Raw genomic sequence first — 19700 nt, 5'->3', positions numbered from 1 at the left:
GTGCCAAGCGCAGCGAACGTGGGGGAAGGGCCCGTGGCGCGCGCGTGACGGTTGGTCGTCCGGGATGCGAACAGCACCGTGCGGCGAGTGTGCCGACCGACCGGGCTTTGCGGCACCAGGTCGCTGTCCGTTGACCACCGACGGCCGGCTGCTGGCCGCTGGCTGCTGGCCGCTGGCCGCTGGCCGCTGGCCGCATGGTGACCGCCAGCCGTCGACCGCTGTCTGCCGGCTGCCGGCTGCCGACCAGCGACCGCCGGCCGACGACCGCGAGTCCGTCGCGGTTGGCCGACCAGCCACAACAAACCCGCAGCCGGACAGACACCTCCAGCCAAGGTCACCGTCGCCGACATCGCCCGGCGGTCGTGGGCGAAACATCCTGCCGCAGGGGGTACCCGGGAAGCGAGAGCCCATGAACAGCGGAGACGTCACATCCGGAGGCACCGTGGAGGGACGCGTACCGGAGGACTTCGCGGTCGTCGTGGGCGCCGGTGGGACGATCAGGATGTGGAGCGCCGGGGCCCGGCAGCTGCTCGGGTACGAGGCGGCGGACGTCGTGGGCCGGGCCGCCGACGACCTGCTGGCCGCCGAGCTGCCCCGGTCCGCCCGGCGCCACCTGGCCCGTGGACAGCGCTGGGCCAGCGAGGTCGCGCTGCGGCACCGCGACGGCGCCCGTGTCGTGGTGCACCTGCAGGGGACGCCGTTGCTGGACGCGGGACCGGAGGGGCTCTGGCTCGTCACCCGTGCCGTACCGGCGAGCACGGCCGGGCGGACCGATCCGGGGGCGGGGGCCCTGTGGGACCTCACGCTGGCGCAGCTCCCCGTGCCGGTGGCGGTCTACGACCGCGAGAACCGGTTCGTGGCCGCCAACGAGAGCATGATCCGGATCATGGGCAGGCCCGAGGAGGAGATGCGGGGCCTGACCCTGTGGGAGATCGAGCCCAGCTGGCCGTTCGACGAGTACGACCGCCTCCAGCGGCAGGTCCTGCGCACCGGTGAGACGGTGTTCCACGAGCAGCACGGCCAGGCACCGGGCGAGACCCGGCCGCATGCGTGGTCGATGTTCATATCGCCGCTCAAGGGCGAGGCCGGCACGGTCCACGGACTGTCCGCGGCCGTGTTCGACACGACGGAGCAGTACTGGGCCCGCCGCCGCCTCGCGGTGCTCAACGACGCCGGACTCCGCATCGGCAGCACCCTGGACGTGATCCGGACGGCGGACGAGCTGGCGGAGGCTGCCGTGACCGGGTTCGCGGACTTCGTCGCCGTGGACCTGCTGGAGTCCGTCGTCCTGGGCGACGAGCCGGAACCGGTGCGGATCAGTGAGCCGGTCACCGCGCGCCGCACGGCGCAGCGGTCGGTGCTGGAGGGCTGTCCCGAGTCGGTGGTCGCCTCGGGCGACCCGACCGTCTACCCCGTGGGCACGCTGCCCGTACGGACGCTGCTCACCGGCCGCGGCGCACGGCACAAGCCGGGCGACCCGGAGCTGCGGGAGTGGATCACGTCCTCCCCGGCCCGCGCCGAGACCGTGGCCCGGCACATGATCCACTCGGTGATGATGGTGCCGCTGCGGGCCCGTGGGGTGACCCTGGGCCTGGTCCACTTCCTGCGGCACCGGACGGCGGAGCCGTTCGACGAGGACGACCTGCTGCTCGCGGAGGAGATCGTCGCCAGGGCGGCGGTCAGTGTGGACAACGCCCGCCGTTACACCCGTGAGCGCCGGACGGCGCTGGCGCTCCAGCGCAGCCTCCTTCCCGAGCGGCCGCCGGGCCTCGCGGCGATGGAGGTCGCCTACCGCTATCTGCCGGCCGGTTCCGGTGCGGACGTCGGCGGGGACTGGTTCGACGCGATCCCCCTGTCCGGCGCCCGGGTCGCCCTGGTCGTCGGCGACGTGGTGGGGCACGGCATCCACGCGTCGGCCACGATGGGCCGCCTGCGGACCGCCGTACGGACCCTCGCCGACGTCGACCTCGCCCCCGACGAGTTGCTGACCCAGCTGGACGACCTCGTCATCAGGCTCGACCGGGAGGAGGGGCCGGAGGTGCGCGGGCGGGAAGAGGCGTCCGGGCAGGTCGGGGCCACCTGCCTGTACGCCGTGTACGACCCGGTCTCCCGCCGCTGCGCCATCGCCCGCGCCGGACATCCGCCGCCCGCCCTCGTCACCCCCGACGGCCGTGTGCGGTTCCTGGATCTGCCGGCCGGCCCACCACTCGGTCTCGGGGGCCTGCCGTTCGAGGCCGCCGAGGTCGAGCTGGAGGAGGGCAGCCTGCTCGCCCTCTACACCGACGGCCTGATCGGGACCGCCGACCGCGACGTCGAGGCCGGGCTCACCCGGCTGAGCGAGGCGTTGAGCAATCCGGCCGAGCGGCTGGAGGACACCTGCGACCAGGTGCTGCGCACGGTGCCGGCGGGCCGTCCCGCCGACGACATCGTCCTGATGCTCGCCCGCACCTCCGCGCTCGACGCCGCGAGGGTACGGACCTGGCAGCTGCCGAGGGACCCGGCGGCCGTGGCCGGGGCCCGCAGGATGGCGGGCGAACAGCTGGCCGCCTGGGGGCTGGCGGAGGCGGCGTTCCCCACCGAGCTGATCGTCAGCGAGCTGGTCACCAACGCCGTCCGGTACGGCGACGCCCCCATCGAGCTGCGGCTGATCCGCGACTCGACGCTCATCTGCGAGGTGTCCGACGGCAGCGGTACCGCCCCGCATCTGCGCCGGGCCCGTGTCTTCGACGAGGGCGGGCGCGGGCTGCTGCTCGTCGCCCAGGTCTCCGAGCGCTGGGGCAGCCGCCAGACACCCACCGGCAAGACGATCTGGGCCGAACAGCCCCTGCCCGACGAGACCTCCGCGCGCCCCTGACACGCCACGCGACGGCCGGAGGTGGGGAGGTGGGGCTGGACGAGACAGTGATGAGCTCCGCCGCGCCGCGGGTCTCACCTCAGCCTTGCGCAGCCATTGACAATGTTGTGCAAGCTTGCCGACCATGAGTTCACGCCGTTCGGGCTTCGCCGGTGAGCAACGGCGAGCGCCGGCGAACAGCGGTGAAGCCCACCGGGCACCATCGAGGAATCGGAGTGGCAGCGTGGCCCCCACCTTGACCGATGTCGCGAAGCGCGCGAACGTCGCGCTCTCCACGGCCTCCCGGGCGTTCAGCGACCCGCAGCGTCTGGGCCCGGAAACCTTGCGCAAGGTCTTGGAGGCCGCTCAGGAGCTGGGGTACGAACCGCCTCCGCCACGCCCGGCCGAGGCACCGGACGCCGCGACCATCGCCGTGGTCGTCCCCGACATCGCCAACCCCGTCTTCGGCACCTTCGTCAAGGCCGCCCAGGCCCAGGGCTGGCACCGCCGGCAGACGATCGTGCTCGCCGACACCGACTTCGACCCCGATCGCGAGCGGGAGATGATCGCGCAGCTCAGCGCCAGGTCGGCCGGTCTCGTCGTGTGTTCGCCCCGGCTGGACGCCGAGGACGTACTGGCGCTGTGCGGTGACACCCCCGTCGTCCTCGTCAACCGTGAGACGACCACGGCCGACTGCGTCCTCGCCGACGCGAGCGACGGTCTGCGGCAGGCCGCCGAGTACCTCGCCGCGCTGGGCCACCGCCATATCGCGTACGTCCAGGGCTCACAGCACTCCTGGTCCAACAGCCACCGCGTCGACGTCGCCCGGGCTCAGGCCGAACGGGCCGGTCTCAGGCTGGAGGTGCTCGGCTGGCAGTCCGAGACGGTGGCCGGGGGCACCGCCGCCGCCGCGGGCGTGATCGCGTCCGGCGCGAGTGCCGTCATCGCCCACAACGACCTCGTCGCGCTCGGCGTGATCGCCGGAGCGCGCCAGCTGGGCGTGAGCGTCCCGGACGACCTCAGCGTCGTGGGCATCGACGACATGCCGCTCGCGGCCACCGCCCACCCGTCACTGACCAGCATCGCGGTGCCCATGGCGCGCGCCGGGTCGCTCAGCCTGGAACTGCTCGCGCAGTCCGCCGCGGACGAACGCCACCAGCCACGCACGCTCCGGCTGCCCACCCAGCTCGTCGTGCGCGGGTCCACCGGCCAGGTGGCCGACCGCGCCCCCTCCGTCACGCGGGAGCACTCATGACACACCTGTCCGACGCGGGCGGCCTGACCGTCGTCGTCACCGATCCCCATCTCAGGCGGCTGCGCGAGCAGTTCGAGGCCGCCCTGCCGACCGCGACCACCGTCCGCTGGCCCGACCCGGCCGACGCCGGCGCCATGTCGCAGGCGCTCGGCGACGCCGACGTCCTCGTGTCGGGGGCCTGCCCGGCCGCGACCGCCGCCGCGGGCAAGCGGCTGCGGCTCGTGCACGCCCCGGGCGCGGGCACCGACGGCATCGACGTCGGCGCGCTCGCTCCGGGCACCCTCGTGGCCAACACGTTCCACCACGAGGACGCGATCGCCGAGTACACCGTCGCCGCCACCATCCTGCTCAGGCGGGGCTTCCTGCGTCAGGACGCGGCGCTGCGCCAGGGAGTCTGGGAGGCCCCGGCGTACCCCGGCCTCCTCGGCGAGGCCACCGTCGGGTTCGTCGGCTTCGGGCACATCGGCGCCCGCGCCTGGCAGCGCTTCCGGTCCTTCGGGGCGCGCGGTGTGGCCGTCACCCGGCGCGGCGGTGTCGACGCCGTGGCCGAGGGGCTGGCCTGGTCCGGAGCCATGGACGACCTGGGTGCCCTGCTGGAGGCCGCGGACGTGGTCGTCGTCTCCGTACCGCTCACCGAGGAGACCGCCTCACTGATCGGAGCCACGGAGCTGGCGCGGCTGCGGGAGTCGGCGGTCCTGGTCAACGTCGGACGGGGCCGGGTCGTCGACGAGGACGCGCTGTACGCCGCCCTGCGTGACGGCGTCATCGGGGGCGCCGCCCTCGACGTCTGGTACGACTACCCGGCCGACGGGCGTACGGGGCCGCCCAGCCGTCACCCCTTCCACGAGTTGCCCAACACCCTGATGACACCGCACTCGTCGGGGCTCGCCCGGCAGACCTTCGCCCGCCGCACGGAGGACATCACCGCCAACATCCGCCGGCTGGCGGCGGGACAGGGACTGAGCAACGTCGTGGCGGTGGCCCGGTGAACAGGACCGACACCATCGTCGCCGCCGACGTCCTCGTCACCAGCCCCGGACGCAACTTCGTCACCCTCAAGATCACCACCGCCGAGGGGCTGGTCGGCTGGGGCGACGCCACCCTCAACGGCCGCGAGCTGGCCGTCGCCTCCTACCTCCGCGACCACGTCGCCCCTCTGCTCGTCGGGCGTGATCCGGCCCGTGTCGAGGACACCTGGCAGTACCTGTACCGCGGTGCGTACTGGCGGCGCGGCCCGGTGACGATGACCGCCGTCGGCGCCGTCGACCTCGCCCTGTGGGACATCAAGGGCAAGACCACCGGCCAGCCCCTCTACCAGCTCCTCGGCGGCGCCGTCCGCGACCGCGTCCTGACGTACACGCACGCCACGGGCTGGGACCTCGCCCAACTCCTCGACTCCGTCGACGCCCAGCGCGAACGCGGCTTCCTCGCGGTCCGGGCACAGATGGGCGTACCGGGTCTGGACACGGTCTACGGCGTGACCCGGGAGGGCGCGGGCTACGAGCCGGCCGGTCGCGGCGCCGCTCCCGCCGAGGAGGTCTGGGACACGGCCGCCTATCTGCGCCACGCGCCCGGCGTCCTCGCGGCCGTCCGCGACCACGTGGGCCCGGACGCGCACCTCCTGCACGACTCCCACCACCGGCTCACCCCCAACGAGGCCGCCCGTCTCGGCCGCGCCGTGGAGGACGTCGACCTCTTCTGGCTGGAGGACGTCACACCGGCCGAGAACCAGGAGGTACTGCGCCACGTCCGCCGGCACACCACGACACCGCTCGCGATCGGGGAGGTGTTCAACACCGTCTGGGAGTGCCAGTCCCTCATCACCGAGCAGCTGATCGACTACGTACGCACCTGTGTCACACACGCCGGTGGCGTCAGCAATCTGCGGCGGATCGCCGCGCTCGCCGACGTCTGGCAGGTCAAGCTCGGCCCGCACGGGCCCTCCGACGTCTCCCCCGTGGCCCTGGCGGCCTCGACCCACGTCGGCCTCGCCACACCGAACTTCGCCATTCAGGAGTACATGGGCTACGAACCGCTGGTCCACGAGGTGTTCCGGCACGACTGGACCTACGCCGACGGGCATCTGCACCCCGGTGACTCCCCCGGCCTCGGCGTCGAGGTCGACGAGGCCCTGGCCGCGCGGTTCCCCTACGAAGCCGCCTACCTGCCCGTGGCCCGGCGCCGCGACGGCTCGATGACGGACTGGTGAGAGGGCGACCGTGACGCTTCCCCGCCTCAACGCCGCGACCGTTCCCGCGCGTTCGCTGCTGCACCGGCGCGCGGTCCCCGAGACCGGCATCGTGCATCTGGGCCTCGGCAACTTCCACCGCGCGCACCAGGCCGTCTACACCGCGGCCGCGCTGGACCACGCCGACGGTCCCTGGGGGATACTCGGCGTGGCGAGCCGCACGGCGACCGTGGCCGACGCGTTGCGCGCGCAGGACTTCCGGTACTGCGTGGTGGAGATCGCGCCCGAGGGCTCACGGGTCCTCGTGCCCGCCGTGCACACCGGCGCACTCGTCGCCGCCCACCGCCCCGAGGCCGTCGTCGACGCCATCGCCGCACCGGGCACCCGGATCGTCTCGCTCACCGTCACCGAGCACGGCTACACCTTCTCGCCGCGCACGGGACACCTCGACCTCGACCACGAGGACGTAAGGGCCGACCTGCGGGGCGACGGACCGCCGAGGACCGTGATCGGGCAGATCGCCCGCGGTCTGCAGCGGCGCCTGCGCCGGAACGCCACGCCCGTCACCGTTCTCAGCTGCGACAACCTCGCCGGCAACGGAACCCAGACCGCCCGCCTGGTACGCGAGTTCGCGGGGGCCCTGCCGGCCACCGAGGGCGACGAGCTGGCCGGCTGGCTGGACGACGCCGTGGCCTTCCCCAACACCATGGTCGACCGGATCGTCCCGGCCACCACGGACGCCTACCGCACGGCCGTCGCCGACCACCTCGGCGTGCGCGACGAGATACCCGTCCCCGCCGAACCGTTCACCATGTGGGTGCTGGAGGACCGCTTCACCGCCGGCCGGCCCGCCTGGGAGGACGGCGGGGCGCTGTTCACCGACGACGTCGAGCCGTACGAACTGCTCAAACTGCGTCTGCTGAACGGCACCCACTCGCTCATCGCCTACCTCGGCGCGCTGGACGGCCGGGCCATCATCCCCGACGCGATCGCCCGGCCCTTCGTCGCCGACGCGGCACGCCGCGTGCTGCACGACGAGTACCTGCCCAGTCTGACCGTGCCCGACGGCATCGACCTCGACGCGTACGTGGCCCAGCTGTTCGACCGCTGGGGCAACTCCGCGCTGGGCCACCGCACCCAACAGGTCGGCTCGGACGGTTCCGTCAAGCTCCGCCAGCGCGTACCGGAGCCCGCCCTCGGACACCTGCGCGCCGGGCGTGTGCCCCACCATCTGGCCCTCACCGTCGCCGCGTACCTGTGCTGCATGGCACCGCCGACCGGCTTCGACGCGGGGCCGCACGCCGCGGCCATGGCGGACCCGGCGCGGAGCGAACTGCGCGAGACCGCCCGACGCACCACGTCGGTACGGGACTTCGTGGCCGCCGTCATCGACAGCGGCCTGCTGGGAGACCGGCTCGCCGGACACCCCGCCTTCACCGAGCGCGTCGCCGAACTCATCGGCGTCCTCACCCGGCACGGCACGGCGTCGGCAGCCGCCGACGCGGCCGAGGCCGCGGACGCGGAGCGGTTGCCCGCAGCCTGAGACTCCCCCAGCCGACCCATCCCCTTCAAGGAGGCATGGCTGATGGACACTCCCACCGGATCCCTGACGAGTGACACCACCCCACCCGCTCCCGCCGGGCCCGATCCCGCCGACCCCCGCGCGATCCGCCGCGCGGCCTGGGCGGGCCTCGTCGGCACGGCTCTCGAACAGTACGACTTCGTCATCTACGGCACCGCGTCGGCCCTGGTCTTCGGCGACCTGTTCTTCCCCAACTCCTCACCGGCGGTAGCGCTGCTGGCCAGCTTCGCCGCCTACGCCGTGGGCTTCGCGGCCCGCCCGCTCGGCGGGCTGTTCTTCTCGCGCTTCGGCGACCGGCTCGGCCGCAAGTGGATCCTGATCACCACCCTGTTCCTGATGGGCGGGTCGACGTTCGCCATCGGACTGCTCCCGACGTACTCCCAAGTCGGCGTCTTCGCACCGGCGTTGCTCGTCCTGTGCCGCTTCTTCCAGGGTTTCGGAGCCGGCGCCGAGCAGTCCGGCGGAGCCACCCTCCTCACGGAGACGGCCGTGACCGGACGGCGCGGGCGGCTCGCCTCGCTGGTGATGACCGGCGCCGCGCTGGGCACCGTGCTGGGAGCCGTCGCCTGGATCCTCGCCCAGACCCTGTCCGAGGACCAGCTGATGAGCTGGGGCTGGCGGCTGGTCTTCGCCAGCAGCCTGCTGGTCACGGTCGCCGCCGCGGTCATCCGGCGCAAGCTCAGCGAGAGCCCCGTCTTCCAGGACCTCAAGCGCCGGCAGGAGAAGCCCAAGTCCCCGGTGACCGAGGTGTTCCGGCACGGCCGCAAGCCCATGCTGCTGGCGCTGTTCATGAACGTCGGCGTCAGCGCGCAGTCGTACACCTACCAGGTCTTCATGGCCTCGTACCTGGTCTCCACGGTCGGCGTCGACGCCTCCTTCGTGCCCAAGGTCCTGATGATCGGGGCCGCCTGCGGAGGTGTCGGCGCCATCGGGTTCGGCATTCTGTCGGACCGCGTCGGCCGCAAGCCGGTCTACACCGCGATCCTCACGGCCCTGGTGCTGCTTCCCGGCCCCTCCTTCATCGCCCTGAACACGGGGTCGCCGGTGGCCATCACCGTGACCATGGTCATCGGCTTCGTGCTGGCGGGCCAGGGCGCGGTCGGGGTCCAGATGAGCTACTTCCCCGAGATGTTCGGCAGCCGCTACCGCTACGCCGGCGTCACCCTGGGCCGGGAGTTCTCCTCCGTGCTCGGCGGCGGTGTGGCGCCGCTCATCTGCGCCTTTCTGCTCACGTCGTTCTCCGGCTCGTGGATCCCTGTCGCGGGCTACATGACCCTGATGATGATCGTCAGCCTGGCCGCGGCCCTGATGGCGCCGGAGACCCGCGACCGCGACCTGACATCACTCGCCGACGCCACGGCCCCGGCCCCCGCTCCGGCCGTGAACGGGACGAGCGGCTCAGTTGGGCTGCCGCACCGGGAGTAGCACCGCCGACGGGTGTGCGGGGTCGTGGAAGACCTGCTGGTCCGCGGCGCGGAGGGTGGTGGCGGTGGCCCTGGGTTCGCCGGTGCCGGGGTTGCGGGCGTAGCGGGGGAAGGCGCCGCTGGAGACCTGGACCCTGACGCGGTGCCCGCGTCGGAAGACGTGGGCCGTCGGCCACAGCCGTACGTCGGCGCGGGTGATCCGGTCCGCGCCGGTGAGGCTGATCAGGCCGTCGCAGAGGTTGGTCGAGCGCCCCTTCCCGTCCACGTCGCAGAGCCGGACGAAGACGTCGGCGTGGGGCAGGCTGGAGCGGAACCAGATCTCGGCCTCGACCTCTCCGACGACCTCGACGTCCTCCTCCAGTACGGCGGTGGAGTAGGTGAGCACGTCCGCACGGGCCTCCAGAGAGGCATTGTCCACACGGCCGCCGAGGCCGGGAGAGAAGCGGACTCCGCCGACGGCGGGCGTCGGGTCCACCGGGTCGTAGCGGTAGCCGTCGGGCGCCGACTCGGACGGTTCCCCGGGCGACAGGGCGGCAGCGGGATGGAGGTGGAAGCGCTGAGGGGCGTAACCGGCGGGCGGCCAGGACTCGAAGTCCCGCCATGTCTCCTCCCCCGTCACGAACAGGCGCACGGGTGGGCGCTCCGGGGGCTGTTCGCCCCGTGCGTGCGCGAGGCCGAACTCCAGGGTCTGGGTCGCGGCCTCCGCGAAGACGCCCATGGCGGTGTGGGTCCAGGGACCGACCGTCAGGCGCGCCGGGTGCCCCGCCGCGCGCAGCGCCCGGTAGTCACGCAGCTGGCCGGGCAGGAAGAGGTCGTACCAGCCGCCCACCGAGCTGACCGGCACGTTCACCTCCGCCACCCGGGCCCGGTGGTCGACCTCGGTCCAGTGCGCGTCGTCCCTGCCGTGGGCGAGGATGTCCTGGATGTACTGAGAGCGGCGGCCGATGGCGGCGACGTCGGCCTGGTTCAGCGGCAGGGTGAACTGGGCACGGTGTGTCCTCTTCGCCTCGAGTTGCTGACGCAGCTTCGCCGCGCGGCGTTCCTGGCCCGCCACCATGACGCCCCAGCCGAACGGGGTCTCCAGTTCGAACGCGTCCTCGCGGAGGAAGTCCAGCGTGAGCGCCGACTCGGTGACCACCGGGATCATGGCTTTGACCTGCGGGGGCAGCCGGTCGGCGACCGCCCACTGGACGTAGCCGAGGTAGCTGCCCCCGGTGAGGACGACCGTCTCTCCGCACCAGGGCTGCCGCACCAGCCATTCCAGCGTGGCCAGTCCGTCCTCGCGTTCGTGCCGGAGGGGGTCGAAGTCCCCGCCGGATCGGAAGGTGCCGCGGGTGCTCTGGACCACGACCTGGAAGCCGCGTTCGGCCAGGGGCCGGGCCGACAGCGCCACCATGGGGCCCCGGCGACCGTACGGTGTGCGGATGAGGGCGGTGGGCAGGGTGTCACCGCCCTTGCGGGGCGTCCACCGGTCGGCCAGCAGGACCGTTCCGTCGGGCATCGGAACCCGCAGGCCGCGCTGGACGACGACGTCCCTGGTGAGCGGGGGCCGCAGACGCAGAAGCCGCTGAACGAGGCGGCTGCCCGCTCCGGCCCGCTGGGCCGCGGGGGTGCGGCCGCCGTCCGCAGCCGCGGCAGAGGCCCGGTCATCGAGGTCGGTCATGGGTTCGCTCCGGGTGCGCGAGGGTCGGACGGGACTCGGTGGGCGTCGAGCCGACGGCGCGGCAATTCTCTACTAACTTCACCCGGTACGACAAGATATTGTGTAATGCCAGTGGGCTCCGCGCTTCCCGGCCCGAGCCCCCCCGGATACCCTGATACGTCTACGTCGGTGAGGGAAGTGAAGGCCCATGGTGGAAGGTGCGTCGCGTGGGCCCGGCCCGAAGGGCCTCGCCGACCGGGCCGCTGGGGGCGCCCGTCCGGTGGTCAGCCGGCGCCGTGAGGTCGGTGACGTCAGTGCCCGGTCACTGCTGATGACCATGCTCGGTGAGTACGTCCTGCCCGAGGGCGTCCCGGTGTGGACGTCGGCGCTGGTGGACGCGCTGGCGGTGTTCGGGGTCGAGGAGAAGTCGGCCCGCCAGGCGCTCGCCCGGACCGCGGCGGAGGGCTGGCTGGTCTCCGAGCGAGTGGGCCGCCGGGTGCGCTGGGTGCTCACCCCGCCGGGGCGGCGGCTGCTGACGGAGGGCGCGCAGCGCATCTACGACTTCGGCAGCGGCGATCGCGAATGGGACGGCACCTGGCTGGTGGTCCTGGTCTCGGTGCCGGAGGCCACACGGGATCTGCGCCACAAGGTGCGCACCCGGCTCACCTGGGCCGGCTTCGGCTCCCCGGAGCCCGGAGTGTGGATCACACCTCACGTCGACCGCGAGGCGGAGGCACTCGGCGTCCTCAAGGAACTCGGGCTCGCCGACGGCGCGATGTCCTTCACCGCCGCGTACGGCGCGGTGGGCAGTGAGACGGCCATGGTGGCCCGTGCCTGGGACCTCAGCGAGGTGGAGGAGCGCTACGAGGCGTTCATCGACGAGTTCACCGGGCTGCGCCCCGCCGACGCCGACGCCGCCCTGCACGCGCAGACCATGCTGGTGCACGAGTGGCGCCGCTTCCCGTTCCTCGACCCGCGCCTTCCGGCGAAGCTGCTGCCCGCGAACTGGAGTGGCGCCAAGGCCGCCGGCCTCTTCCACGGCAGGCACGCGGAGTGGTCCCAGGTGGCACTGCGGCGCTGGGCGCACCTGGTGGAAGGAGTCGAGTAGGAGGACCGGGGCGCGACTCAGTCCGAACTCGCGGACGACGAGGGCGTCTGTGCCCAGGAGCCGTCGCGGACCATGGCGCGCAGCACGTTGCGGCGGATCTTGCCGGTGGGCGTACGGGGCAGCTCGGGCAGCCCGATCACGCCGCGCGGGCGCTTGAAGGCGGCCAGGCCCTCCCGGCACCACGCCACGAGCGCGTCCGGATCGACCTCGCGACCGGGCCTCGGCACCACGCACGCGACGGGCTTGTCCAGGCCGTCCGCGTCCGGTGCGCCGACCACGGCGACCTCCGCCACGTCCGGGTGGGCGAGGAGACGCTCCTCGACCTCCGCCGGGGCGACCCAGATACCGCCCGCCTTGAGCAGGTCGTTGGTGCGGCCCATGCAGGTGTAGGTGCCGTCGGCGTTGCGGAGGTAGGTGTCGCCGGTGCGCACCCACTCGCCGAGGAAGACCTGGCGGGTCGTCTCGGCGCGGCACCAGTAGCCGGTGGCGGACGAGTCGCCGCGAACATAGAGCTCTCCGGGGGTGCCGTCGCCCTCCACCACGCGGCCCTCGGCATCGCGCAGCTCCACCCCGTACCCGGGGACGGGTTCGCCGGAGGAGCCCGGGTGGACGCGGCCCGGGCGGTTGGAGACGAAGATGTGCAGCATCTCGGTGGAGCCGATGCCGTCGAGCACCTCCACACCGAACCGTCGCAGCATCCCGTCGTACATCCGCGCGGGCAGCGCCTCCCCGGCCGAGACGCCCACGCGCACGGTCGCGAACGCGTCGTCGGGGATGTCGGCGCTCGCGAGCAGTTGCCCGAAGAAGCCGGGTACGCCGAACAGGACGGTGGCCCGGTCGCCTGCCGCCCGCTTGGCGAACAGCGCGGGGGACGGTCTGGCGGGTTCCAGCAGAGCCGTGGCGCCGCACGCCAGCGGGAAGAACATCGAGTTGCCGATGCCGTACGCGAAGAAGAGCTTGGCCACCGACAGGCAGCGGTCCTCGGGGCCGATGCCCAGCACCCGCCGGCCGTAGTTCTCGGCGACGACCTTGATGTCGAGGTGGCGGTGCATGGCCGCCTTGGGCGTGCCCGTGGTGCCCGAGGTGTACAGCCACAGGGCGGGCGAGTCCGGCCAGGTCGGGTAGGGACCGTCGGCCGTACCGCTGCCGGCGTGCAGCAGCCGCTGCCAGGTGTGGCCGCGGACGTGGTCCGGCAGTCCGGTGGAGTCGTCGCCGGTGAGGACGGCGTGCTCGACCTCCGGTGCCCGCGCCAGCGCCGCGCGGACGACCGGGGCGAACTCGGCGGAGCCCAGCACCACCCGGCAGCGGGAGTCGGCCACCAGCTTGCCCAGTTCACCGCCCGTGAGCATGGTCGAGACGGGGACGGCCACCGCGCCGAGGTGGAAGGCGGCGAGGATGCCGGTGAAGAGCTCGATGTCGTCGACCATGCACAGCAGGACCCGCTCCTCCGGCCGTACGCCGAGGGCCCGCAGTCCGGCCGCCACCCGGCGGACCTCGCCGGACAGTTCCTCGTAGGTCAGGGTCCGGGTCGGGGTGACGACGGCCGCGCGTCCGCCACCGCTTGCTCTCACATGCCGGTCGACCAGCCAGTCCGCCGCGTTGAACACCTCAGGCATCCGGCTCACCTCACACCAGTCGGACGTACTCGTAGTCGAACGGTTTGCCGTTGATGCCGTTGACCGGCGGGGCGACCCAGTGCGCGATCTTCCCGCGCTCGTACACAGGCCGCATCAGCGACCGGACGAACGCCAGGTCCTCGGCGGTGGGCAGCCAGTGGTGACGGGAGGCCTCCCAGGTCCGCTCGTCGACGATCGTGCCGTCGGGGGTGATGTGGTGGCCGGCGGCGAGGCCGACGCCGCGGTTGAAGCCGGGGTGCGGCAGCTTCAGCCGGAAGTCGACGCCGTGGTTCTCCAGGATCCGGTTCCAGCGCTTGAGGCCGTTCTCGCAGTCGGAGATGTACTCGTCGCGCAGATCCAGGTTGAGGGCGAGCAGCGTGGGGACCTCGTCCTGTCCCCAGGAGCCGTCCTCGCCCGGCTTGTCCAGGAAGGCACTGTCGTCGGTGAGCCGGTGGTCGTCCTTGCGGCGCTCCTCCTGCCAGCGGCCCTTGAGTCCGGCGGTGTAGTAGTTGCCCGCGTTGGTGGAGGTCTCGCTGCCGAACAGGTCCAGGGAGACCGTGTAGTGGAAGTTGATGTACTTCTGGATGATGTCGAGCGGGATGCCCCCGCAGGCGGCGATGTCCAGGGTGTCGTGCTCGCGGATCAGCTCGGCGCTGCGGGTCACGACCCGGTCGACACCCGTCGTGCCGACCATCATGTGGTGCGCCTCCTCCTTCAGCATGAAGGTGCAGGTCCGCGACAGCGGGTCGAAGGCGCTCTCCTTCAGCGAGCCGAGCTGGTACTTGCCGTCCCGGTCGGTGAAGTACGTGAACATGAAGAAGGCCAGCCAGTCGGCGGTCTCCTCGTTGAACGCGCCCAGGATGCGCGGCGAGTCGGGGCTGCCGGAGTTGCGGTGGAGCAGCGCCTCGGCCTCCTCGCGGCCCTCCCGCCCGAAGTAGGCGTGCAGCAGGTACACCATGGCCCACAGGTGCCGACCCTCCTCCACGTTGACCTGGAAGAGGTTGCGCAGGTCGTACAGGCTCGGCGCGGTCAGCCCCAGCAGGCGCTGCTGCTCGACCGAGGCCGGCTCGGTGTCGCCCTGGACGACGATCAGGCGTTGCAGCTCGGCGCGGTACTCGCCGGGCACCTGCTGCCAGACCGGCTGCCCCTTGTGCTCGCCGAAGGCGATCCGGCGGTCGGGGGTGGGCTCGGCGAGGAAGATGCCCCAGCGGTAGTCGGGCACGTTGACGTGGTCGAAGTGGGCCCAGCCGTCACGCCCGACGGACACGGCGGTGCGCAGGTAGACGCCCCGGTTCTCCAGCTCGGGGCCCATCTCGGACCACCAGTTGAGGAACTTGGGCTGCCAGCCCTCCAGCGCCCGCTGCAGACGGCGGTCGTCACCGAGGGCGACGTTGTTGGGGATCCTGGACTCGTAGTCGATCCTCGTGGGCATCGGGTCACACTCGCTTCCGGTCGTAGACCGCCTTCCGGCCGGTGCCGTAGCGGCGCAACGCGCCTTCCGGGCCGGACGCGTTGGGTCGGGTGAATATCCAGTTCTGCCAGGCGGTGAGCCGGCCGAAGATCTTGGTCTCCAGGGTCTCCGGGCCGACGAACCGGTGGTTGGCCTCCATTCCGGTCAGCGCGTCCGGGCTGAGCGCGGCCCTGCCCTCCAGGACGATGCGGATCTCGTCCTCCCAGTCGATGTCGTCGGGCGCGTCGGTGACGAGGCCGAGCTCGCGGGCCTGGGCGGGGGTCAGGGGCTGTCCGGTCTCGCGGCGCAGCCAGTCGAGGTGGTCGTCCTCCTGGTAGAAGCGGGACTGCAGGCGGGTGAGGCCGTTGCCCATGGGGAAGGGCCCGAAGTTCGCCTCGGAGAGGGTGAGTTGGGCGCGCTGGTCGCTGTCCGGGTCGTCGATCGGCGGGCCGTCCAGCATGTACTGCAGGTCGCAGGCCAGGGCGAGCTCCAGCAGCAGTCCCGCGAAGCAGCCGCCCGGTTCGATCAGCGCGACGAGACTGCGGCTGGTGACGTCGAGGCGCTTCAGGGTGCGCTTGTAGTAGTGCACGATCTCGGACGCGAGCCAGTCACCTTCGGCGGCGGCGCTCAGTACGACCCGCTCGTGAGCCAGGGCGAGGGAGGGGTCGCCCTCCGTGGTGAGCACCCAGGTGCCCAGCTCGGTCTCGTTGGCGCGCAGCCGCAGGATCAGGTCGTCGAGCTCCCGGGTGAGGGCCAGCAGCCAGCCGTCGGCACCCTGCGCGTGGAGCGCGGCGGCGTCGGCGGGGGCGTCCCCGTCGGGTCCTCGTACGGTGATACGGACCAGGCCGAGCGGGCGGTCGTACTCAGCGCGGACGTGGCGGTAGGCGATGCCGTCCTCGGTGACCTCGCGCTCCAGCGGGGTCAGCCGGATCCCCTCGGCGTCCGCCGGGCGTGTGCTGTTCCGGGCGGCTTCCAGGGCACGTTGCCCGACGATCGTCCGGAAGTCCCGGCGCGGTACGACCTCGTCGACGAGTCGCCAGTCCACCGCGGTCTTGCCCCTGACGCCGTCGCTGCGGGTGGCGAACAGGTCGGCCAGGTCCTTGCGCACCCGGCGCTTGTCGGTGACCCGGGTCAGCCCGCCGGTGCCGGGCAGCACGCCCAGCAGCGGGACCTCGGGCAGCGCCACCGACGAGGAGTTGTCGTCGATCAGCAGGATCCGGTCGCAGGCCAGCGCGAGCTCGTAACCGCCGCCCGCGCAGGAGCCGTTGACCGCGGCGATGAAGGTGAGCCCGGAGTGCTCGGAGGCGTCCTCCATGCCGTTGCGTGTCTCGTTGGTGAACTTGCAGAAGTTCACCTTCCACTCGTGCGAAGAGGCCGCCAGCATGCGGATGTTGGCGCCCGCGCAGAACACCTTCTCCTTGGCGCTGGTCACCACCACCGACCGCACCTCGGGGTACTCGAACCGCAGCCGCTGCAACGCGTCGTACAGCTCGATGTCGACGCCCAGGTCGTAGGAGTTGAGCTTCAGATCGTACCCGGGGACCAGGCCGCCCTGCTCGTCGACGTCCATCTCCAGCCACGCGACCGGCCCGTCGGTACGGAGCTTCCAGTGCCGGTACGCGTCCGGACTCCGGTCGAAGGACACCACCACCATGACGAGCGCCTCCTCGCGCTAGCGCAGGTTTCGACAGAAGAATCTTCTACATCAGTTCTCGAAGCCGTCAAGGTTATGTAGAACATCAATCGACGGGGCCGTGGGATCAGCTGGTCGGTTCAGCCGGGGCGATGTCGGGCGCGAGGCCCTGACCAGCCCTTTCACGGAAGCACTTCCGTCTGACAGAAGCCGCCTTGCGCGGCGGCCGCGGCCGCCGGAAGCCTGAGTCCAACCACGGCACGCGGGGCGAGGGCGCCCCGCCGACAGGGACGGGAACCCCATGCCTCACATGACCGCCTTCGCCAGGAACCAGTGGTACAGCTAGCGCACCTTTCTGACCTGCGCTTGTGTGGGGGCGATGAGGCTGTGACCTGCTAGGACGGGTTGCGGAGGCGATCGGAGGCAGTCAGAGGAAACCGCTCTGATTCGACCCCGGTTCGACCCGGGTCGCTCAGAGGCAGTCAGAGGCAACAGCCTCTGCAACTGGCCTCTGGGGGACCAGAGTTGGCCGGTGTGGATCACCAGTGGGCGACTCTGGCGGTGCTCTGGTTCGACCTCGGTCGAGCTGCGATGGGGATGCCTGCCTCCACTCGGGGCCAGGCATACGAAGGCCTCCAGGACGGCCATTCTGGAGACCTTTCTGGCGCCGATGGAGGTCGGTTCCGGACACCACCCGTGGTTTTAGCGGGCCTGGGTGGCGTCCACGTTTTTGCGAGACGACCCCACCATGCCAAACAGCACCCATCGCGCCCTCTCTCAACGAAACTCCACCGAATTCCGCGGCATTCTCGGCCCCGCCCGACTGCCGTCGGCCGCGACCGATCTCATTCTGCTCGGCGACCTCACCGGCCGCTACGCCACCGGCAGTTACACCAGGCTCGCCTCCGACGGCCGGACCGTGGCCCTGCGTCCAGACCGGCAGGGGGCGGCCGAGCACGGGCACCGGATCACCGCGGCCATCGCCTGCCACGTGGCCCGCGCCGGTGGCACCATCGACCAGCTGACCCAACTCCTGCTGCACCCCGAGCACGAAGGCGGCAGGCACGCGAGGAACATCGCCCTGCGCTCCGGGCAGACGCGCGCCCTGGACTACATCCGGCGGGTCTGGGCCAGCGCCACGGACGTGGTCAGCACCACCAGGGCGCTGGACTCCCGGCACGAGGCGTACGAGGTTCTCGCTGCGCTGCGCGACCGCATCGAGACCACGCCCTGGCGCGGGGAGCGGGGACGGACCGCGCTGCGGGTGCTGCGTGCGCATCTGACCTTCGCCGAGATCGCGGGCGGCCCGCTGCATCACGCCAGTGAGCGGCAGACCGCGGAGGAAGCCGGGATCTCCCGCACGGCGCTTCGGGCCGTGTACGAGACCGTCCTCAAGCCGCAGGGCTGGCTGCGTCGGCTGCGGGTCGGCCATGGCCGGGAGGGCTCGACCTGGTACCTCGACTACGGCAGCGCCCCCAGTCACGGCGCTCCTGCTTCGTTGTCTCGTTTCCGGACCACTCAGTTCCCCCCCGACCCGGCACTTGAGGAGTGGTCCACCCCTGAGACGGCCACGACGGCCGACATCGACTCCACCGTCCTCGCCCGACTGATGGGCCACGACGCCTTCGCCCACCACGGCCTCGGCAGCTCTGCCCTCATGCTCATCAGCGCCCTGCACCAACGCCCCCACCAGACGGTCGCCGAGCTCGTCGGTACCTCCTCGGTCTCCCGCGCCACCACCTACCGGACCCTGAAACGCCTCGCCGACCACGGCCTCGCCCAGCACACCGGGGAGACCTGGACCCTCGCGCCACGGGCCCTGGATGGATTCGGTAACACCCTCCCCGACGCCGATACCGGCCTCGCCGCAGCTCTGGCACAGGGCTGGGACAAGGTCGCCGAGCAACACGGCACCGCAGGCGTCGCGGCCCGGCGGAAGGCCCTGCACGCGGTCGAGCGTACGGCCTACCGGGAGGCGCTGGACCGGCTCGCGGAACACCGCACCAAGGCCGTGGTGATCGTCCGCGACGGCCGCCGAGTTCTGGTCCCCGCGCCGCGTCCCGACGAGATCCCGCCGACGTGGCACGCCCCGGACGGGCGCGTCCTCGACCCGGTCACAGGTCGTCCGGCTTCCGACTGGCGGGTCGCCACGGACGGCCGCCTGATCCTCATCACCCCAGCCGACCAGCGCAGCTACGACGAGCTGGCCGCTGCCCATGCCGAAGCCCTCAGCGAATGGAACTCCGCCGCATGAACCAACAACACCCTCCAACCAACCCTGTCCAGAGCCAGCCGGTGACCCCTAAGGCCTTGCGCAAGCAGTACGAGTCCGGTGCCACAGTCGACGAACTCGTCGCCGCCAGCGGCCTGTCGTACGGCACGGTCCTTAACCGGCTGCACGAAGCCGGAACCGTCATGCGCACCTCCTGGCAGACCCGCAGGATGCGCCAGAACCCGCAAGCCCGCCAGCGCCTCGCCGCCCGCCTTCGCACCCTGTACGAGGAGCACGGGGCCACCCTGGCCGAACTCGCCGCAACGGCGGGCGAGACAAGACGTGGTGCCCGGCGTCTGCTGATCGAGGCCGGCGGCAGCGTCCGCACCACGCAGCAGACGCTGCGGATGCGCGCGGCAGCGCGGGCCACCGAGCGGCAGAAGCTCGCGCTGTCCCTGCGCACGCGGTACGAGGCCGGCGCCACGGTCCCGGACCTCGCCCAGGAGTGCAACTACTCGATCGCCACCGTGTATCGGCTCCTGTACCAAGCGGGCACCCGCATGCGGCCCCAGCACAACCACGGCCCGGCCCGCGCCCCGAGGAAGCGGTCATGAGCGCCCCAGCACGAGTCCCCTGCTGGGCCCGGCAGATCACGGGACCGAGGGCGTGCCATCCCGGATCCAGCCCTGCAGCACGAGCCCCTCCTCCGTCCGCGCTCAGCCACCTCCGGGCGTGGGTCTCCTCGCCGACGCTCGCA

13 protein-coding genes are annotated in these 19700 nt (G+C 72.1%); 9 read left to right on the top strand and 4 right to left on the bottom strand.

Annotation, left to right across the window (positions count from 1 at the left end; translation table 11 throughout):
* The first annotated feature begins 409 nt into the window (after positions 1 to 409).
* The 6 genes from AB0959_RS14960 (at position 410) to AB0959_RS14935 (ending at position 9283) form a co-directional block, all read left to right on the top strand.
* Positions 410 to 2854, top strand: coding sequence for a SpoIIE family protein phosphatase (locus tag AB0959_RS14960; RefSeq protein WP_366826817.1), 2445 nt, complete (start codon positions 410 to 412; stop codon positions 2852 to 2854).
* A gap of 223 nt (positions 2855 to 3077) precedes the next feature.
* On the top strand, positions 3078 to 4088 hold the full coding sequence (locus AB0959_RS14955; RefSeq protein WP_366826816.1) for a LacI family DNA-binding transcriptional regulator: 1011 nt from the start codon (positions 3078 to 3080) through the stop codon (positions 4086 to 4088).
* Positions 4085 to 5077, top strand: coding sequence for a 2-hydroxyacid dehydrogenase (locus AB0959_RS14950; RefSeq protein WP_366826815.1), 993 nt, complete (start codon positions 4085 to 4087; stop codon positions 5075 to 5077). Before AB0959_RS14955 ends, AB0959_RS14950 begins: the two co-directional genes overlap by 4 nt.
* On the top strand, positions 5074 to 6297 hold the full coding sequence (manD, locus tag AB0959_RS14945; RefSeq protein WP_366826814.1) for a D-mannonate dehydratase ManD: 1224 nt from the start codon (positions 5074 to 5076) through the stop codon (positions 6295 to 6297). Before AB0959_RS14950 ends, manD begins: the two co-directional genes overlap by 4 nt.
* Before the next feature lie 10 nt (positions 6298 to 6307).
* On the top strand, positions 6308 to 7819 hold the full coding sequence (locus tag AB0959_RS14940) for a mannitol dehydrogenase family protein (RefSeq protein ID WP_366826813.1): 1512 nt from the start codon (positions 6308 to 6310) through the stop codon (positions 7817 to 7819).
* Between the two features lie 42 nt (positions 7820 to 7861).
* Positions 7862 to 9283, top strand: a complete 1422-nt coding sequence (locus AB0959_RS14935; protein ID WP_366826812.1) for an MFS transporter — start codon at positions 7862 to 7864, stop codon at positions 9281 to 9283.
* On the opposite strand, the gene AB0959_RS14930 is transcribed toward AB0959_RS14935, so the two are convergent.
* Positions 9257 to 10945 (bottom strand): CocE/NonD family hydrolase, encoded by a 1689-nt coding sequence (locus tag AB0959_RS14930; RefSeq protein WP_366826811.1) that lies wholly within the window; start codon positions 10943 to 10945, stop codon positions 9257 to 9259. The two genes, AB0959_RS14935 and AB0959_RS14930, sit on opposite strands and share 27 nt — an antisense overlap.
* 187 nt (positions 10946 to 11132) lie before the next feature.
* Between AB0959_RS14930 and AB0959_RS14925 the strand changes: the two genes are divergently transcribed.
* Positions 11133 to 12032 carry a PaaX family transcriptional regulator C-terminal domain-containing protein gene (locus AB0959_RS14925; RefSeq protein ID WP_366826810.1) on the top strand — a complete coding sequence of 300 codons (900 nt, stop codon included), beginning with the start codon at positions 11133 to 11135 and terminating at the stop codon, positions 12030 to 12032.
* A gap of 17 nt (positions 12033 to 12049) precedes the next feature.
* Here the strand turns inward: AB0959_RS14925 and AB0959_RS14920 are convergent, their stop codons facing one another.
* The 3 genes from AB0959_RS14920 to boxC are packed head-to-tail and all read right to left on the bottom strand — an operon-like array spanning position 12050 to position 16752.
* Positions 12050 to 13648: a benzoate-CoA ligase family protein gene (locus AB0959_RS14920; RefSeq protein WP_366826809.1), complete on the bottom strand. Its 1599-nt coding sequence runs from the start codon at positions 13646 to 13648 to the stop codon at positions 12050 to 12052.
* 10 nt (positions 13649 to 13658) lie between these two features.
* Positions 13659 to 15080: a benzoyl-CoA 2,3-epoxidase subunit BoxB gene (gene boxB / locus AB0959_RS14915; protein ID WP_366826808.1), complete on the bottom strand. Its 1422-nt coding sequence runs from the start codon at positions 15078 to 15080 to the stop codon at positions 13659 to 13661.
* 4 nt (positions 15081 to 15084) lie between these two features.
* Positions 15085 to 16752 (bottom strand): 2,3-epoxybenzoyl-CoA dihydrolase, encoded by a 1668-nt coding sequence (gene boxC, locus AB0959_RS14910; protein ID WP_366826807.1) that lies wholly within the window; start codon positions 16750 to 16752, stop codon positions 15085 to 15087.
* A 727-nt stretch (positions 16753 to 17479) separates the two neighbouring features.
* Between boxC and AB0959_RS14905 the strand changes: the two genes are divergently transcribed.
* On the top strand, positions 17480 to 18985 hold the full coding sequence (locus AB0959_RS14905) for a transcriptional regulator (protein WP_366826806.1): 1506 nt from the start codon (positions 17480 to 17482) through the stop codon (positions 18983 to 18985).
* Positions 18967 to 19557, top strand: a complete 591-nt coding sequence (locus AB0959_RS14900; protein WP_366826805.1) for a helix-turn-helix domain containing protein — start codon at positions 18967 to 18969, stop codon at positions 19555 to 19557. The genes AB0959_RS14905 and AB0959_RS14900 overlap by 19 nt, the downstream gene beginning before the upstream one ends.
* The last annotated feature ends 143 nt before the right edge of the window (positions 19558 to 19700 follow it).

The organism is Streptomyces sp. NPDC046862, assembly GCF_040704615.1.
Classification (GTDB): domain Bacteria; phylum Actinomycetota; class Actinomycetes; order Streptomycetales; family Streptomycetaceae; genus Streptomyces.
The sequence above is the reverse complement of the archived record's forward strand: the minus strand, read 5'-3'. Positions and strand labels throughout refer to the sequence as shown.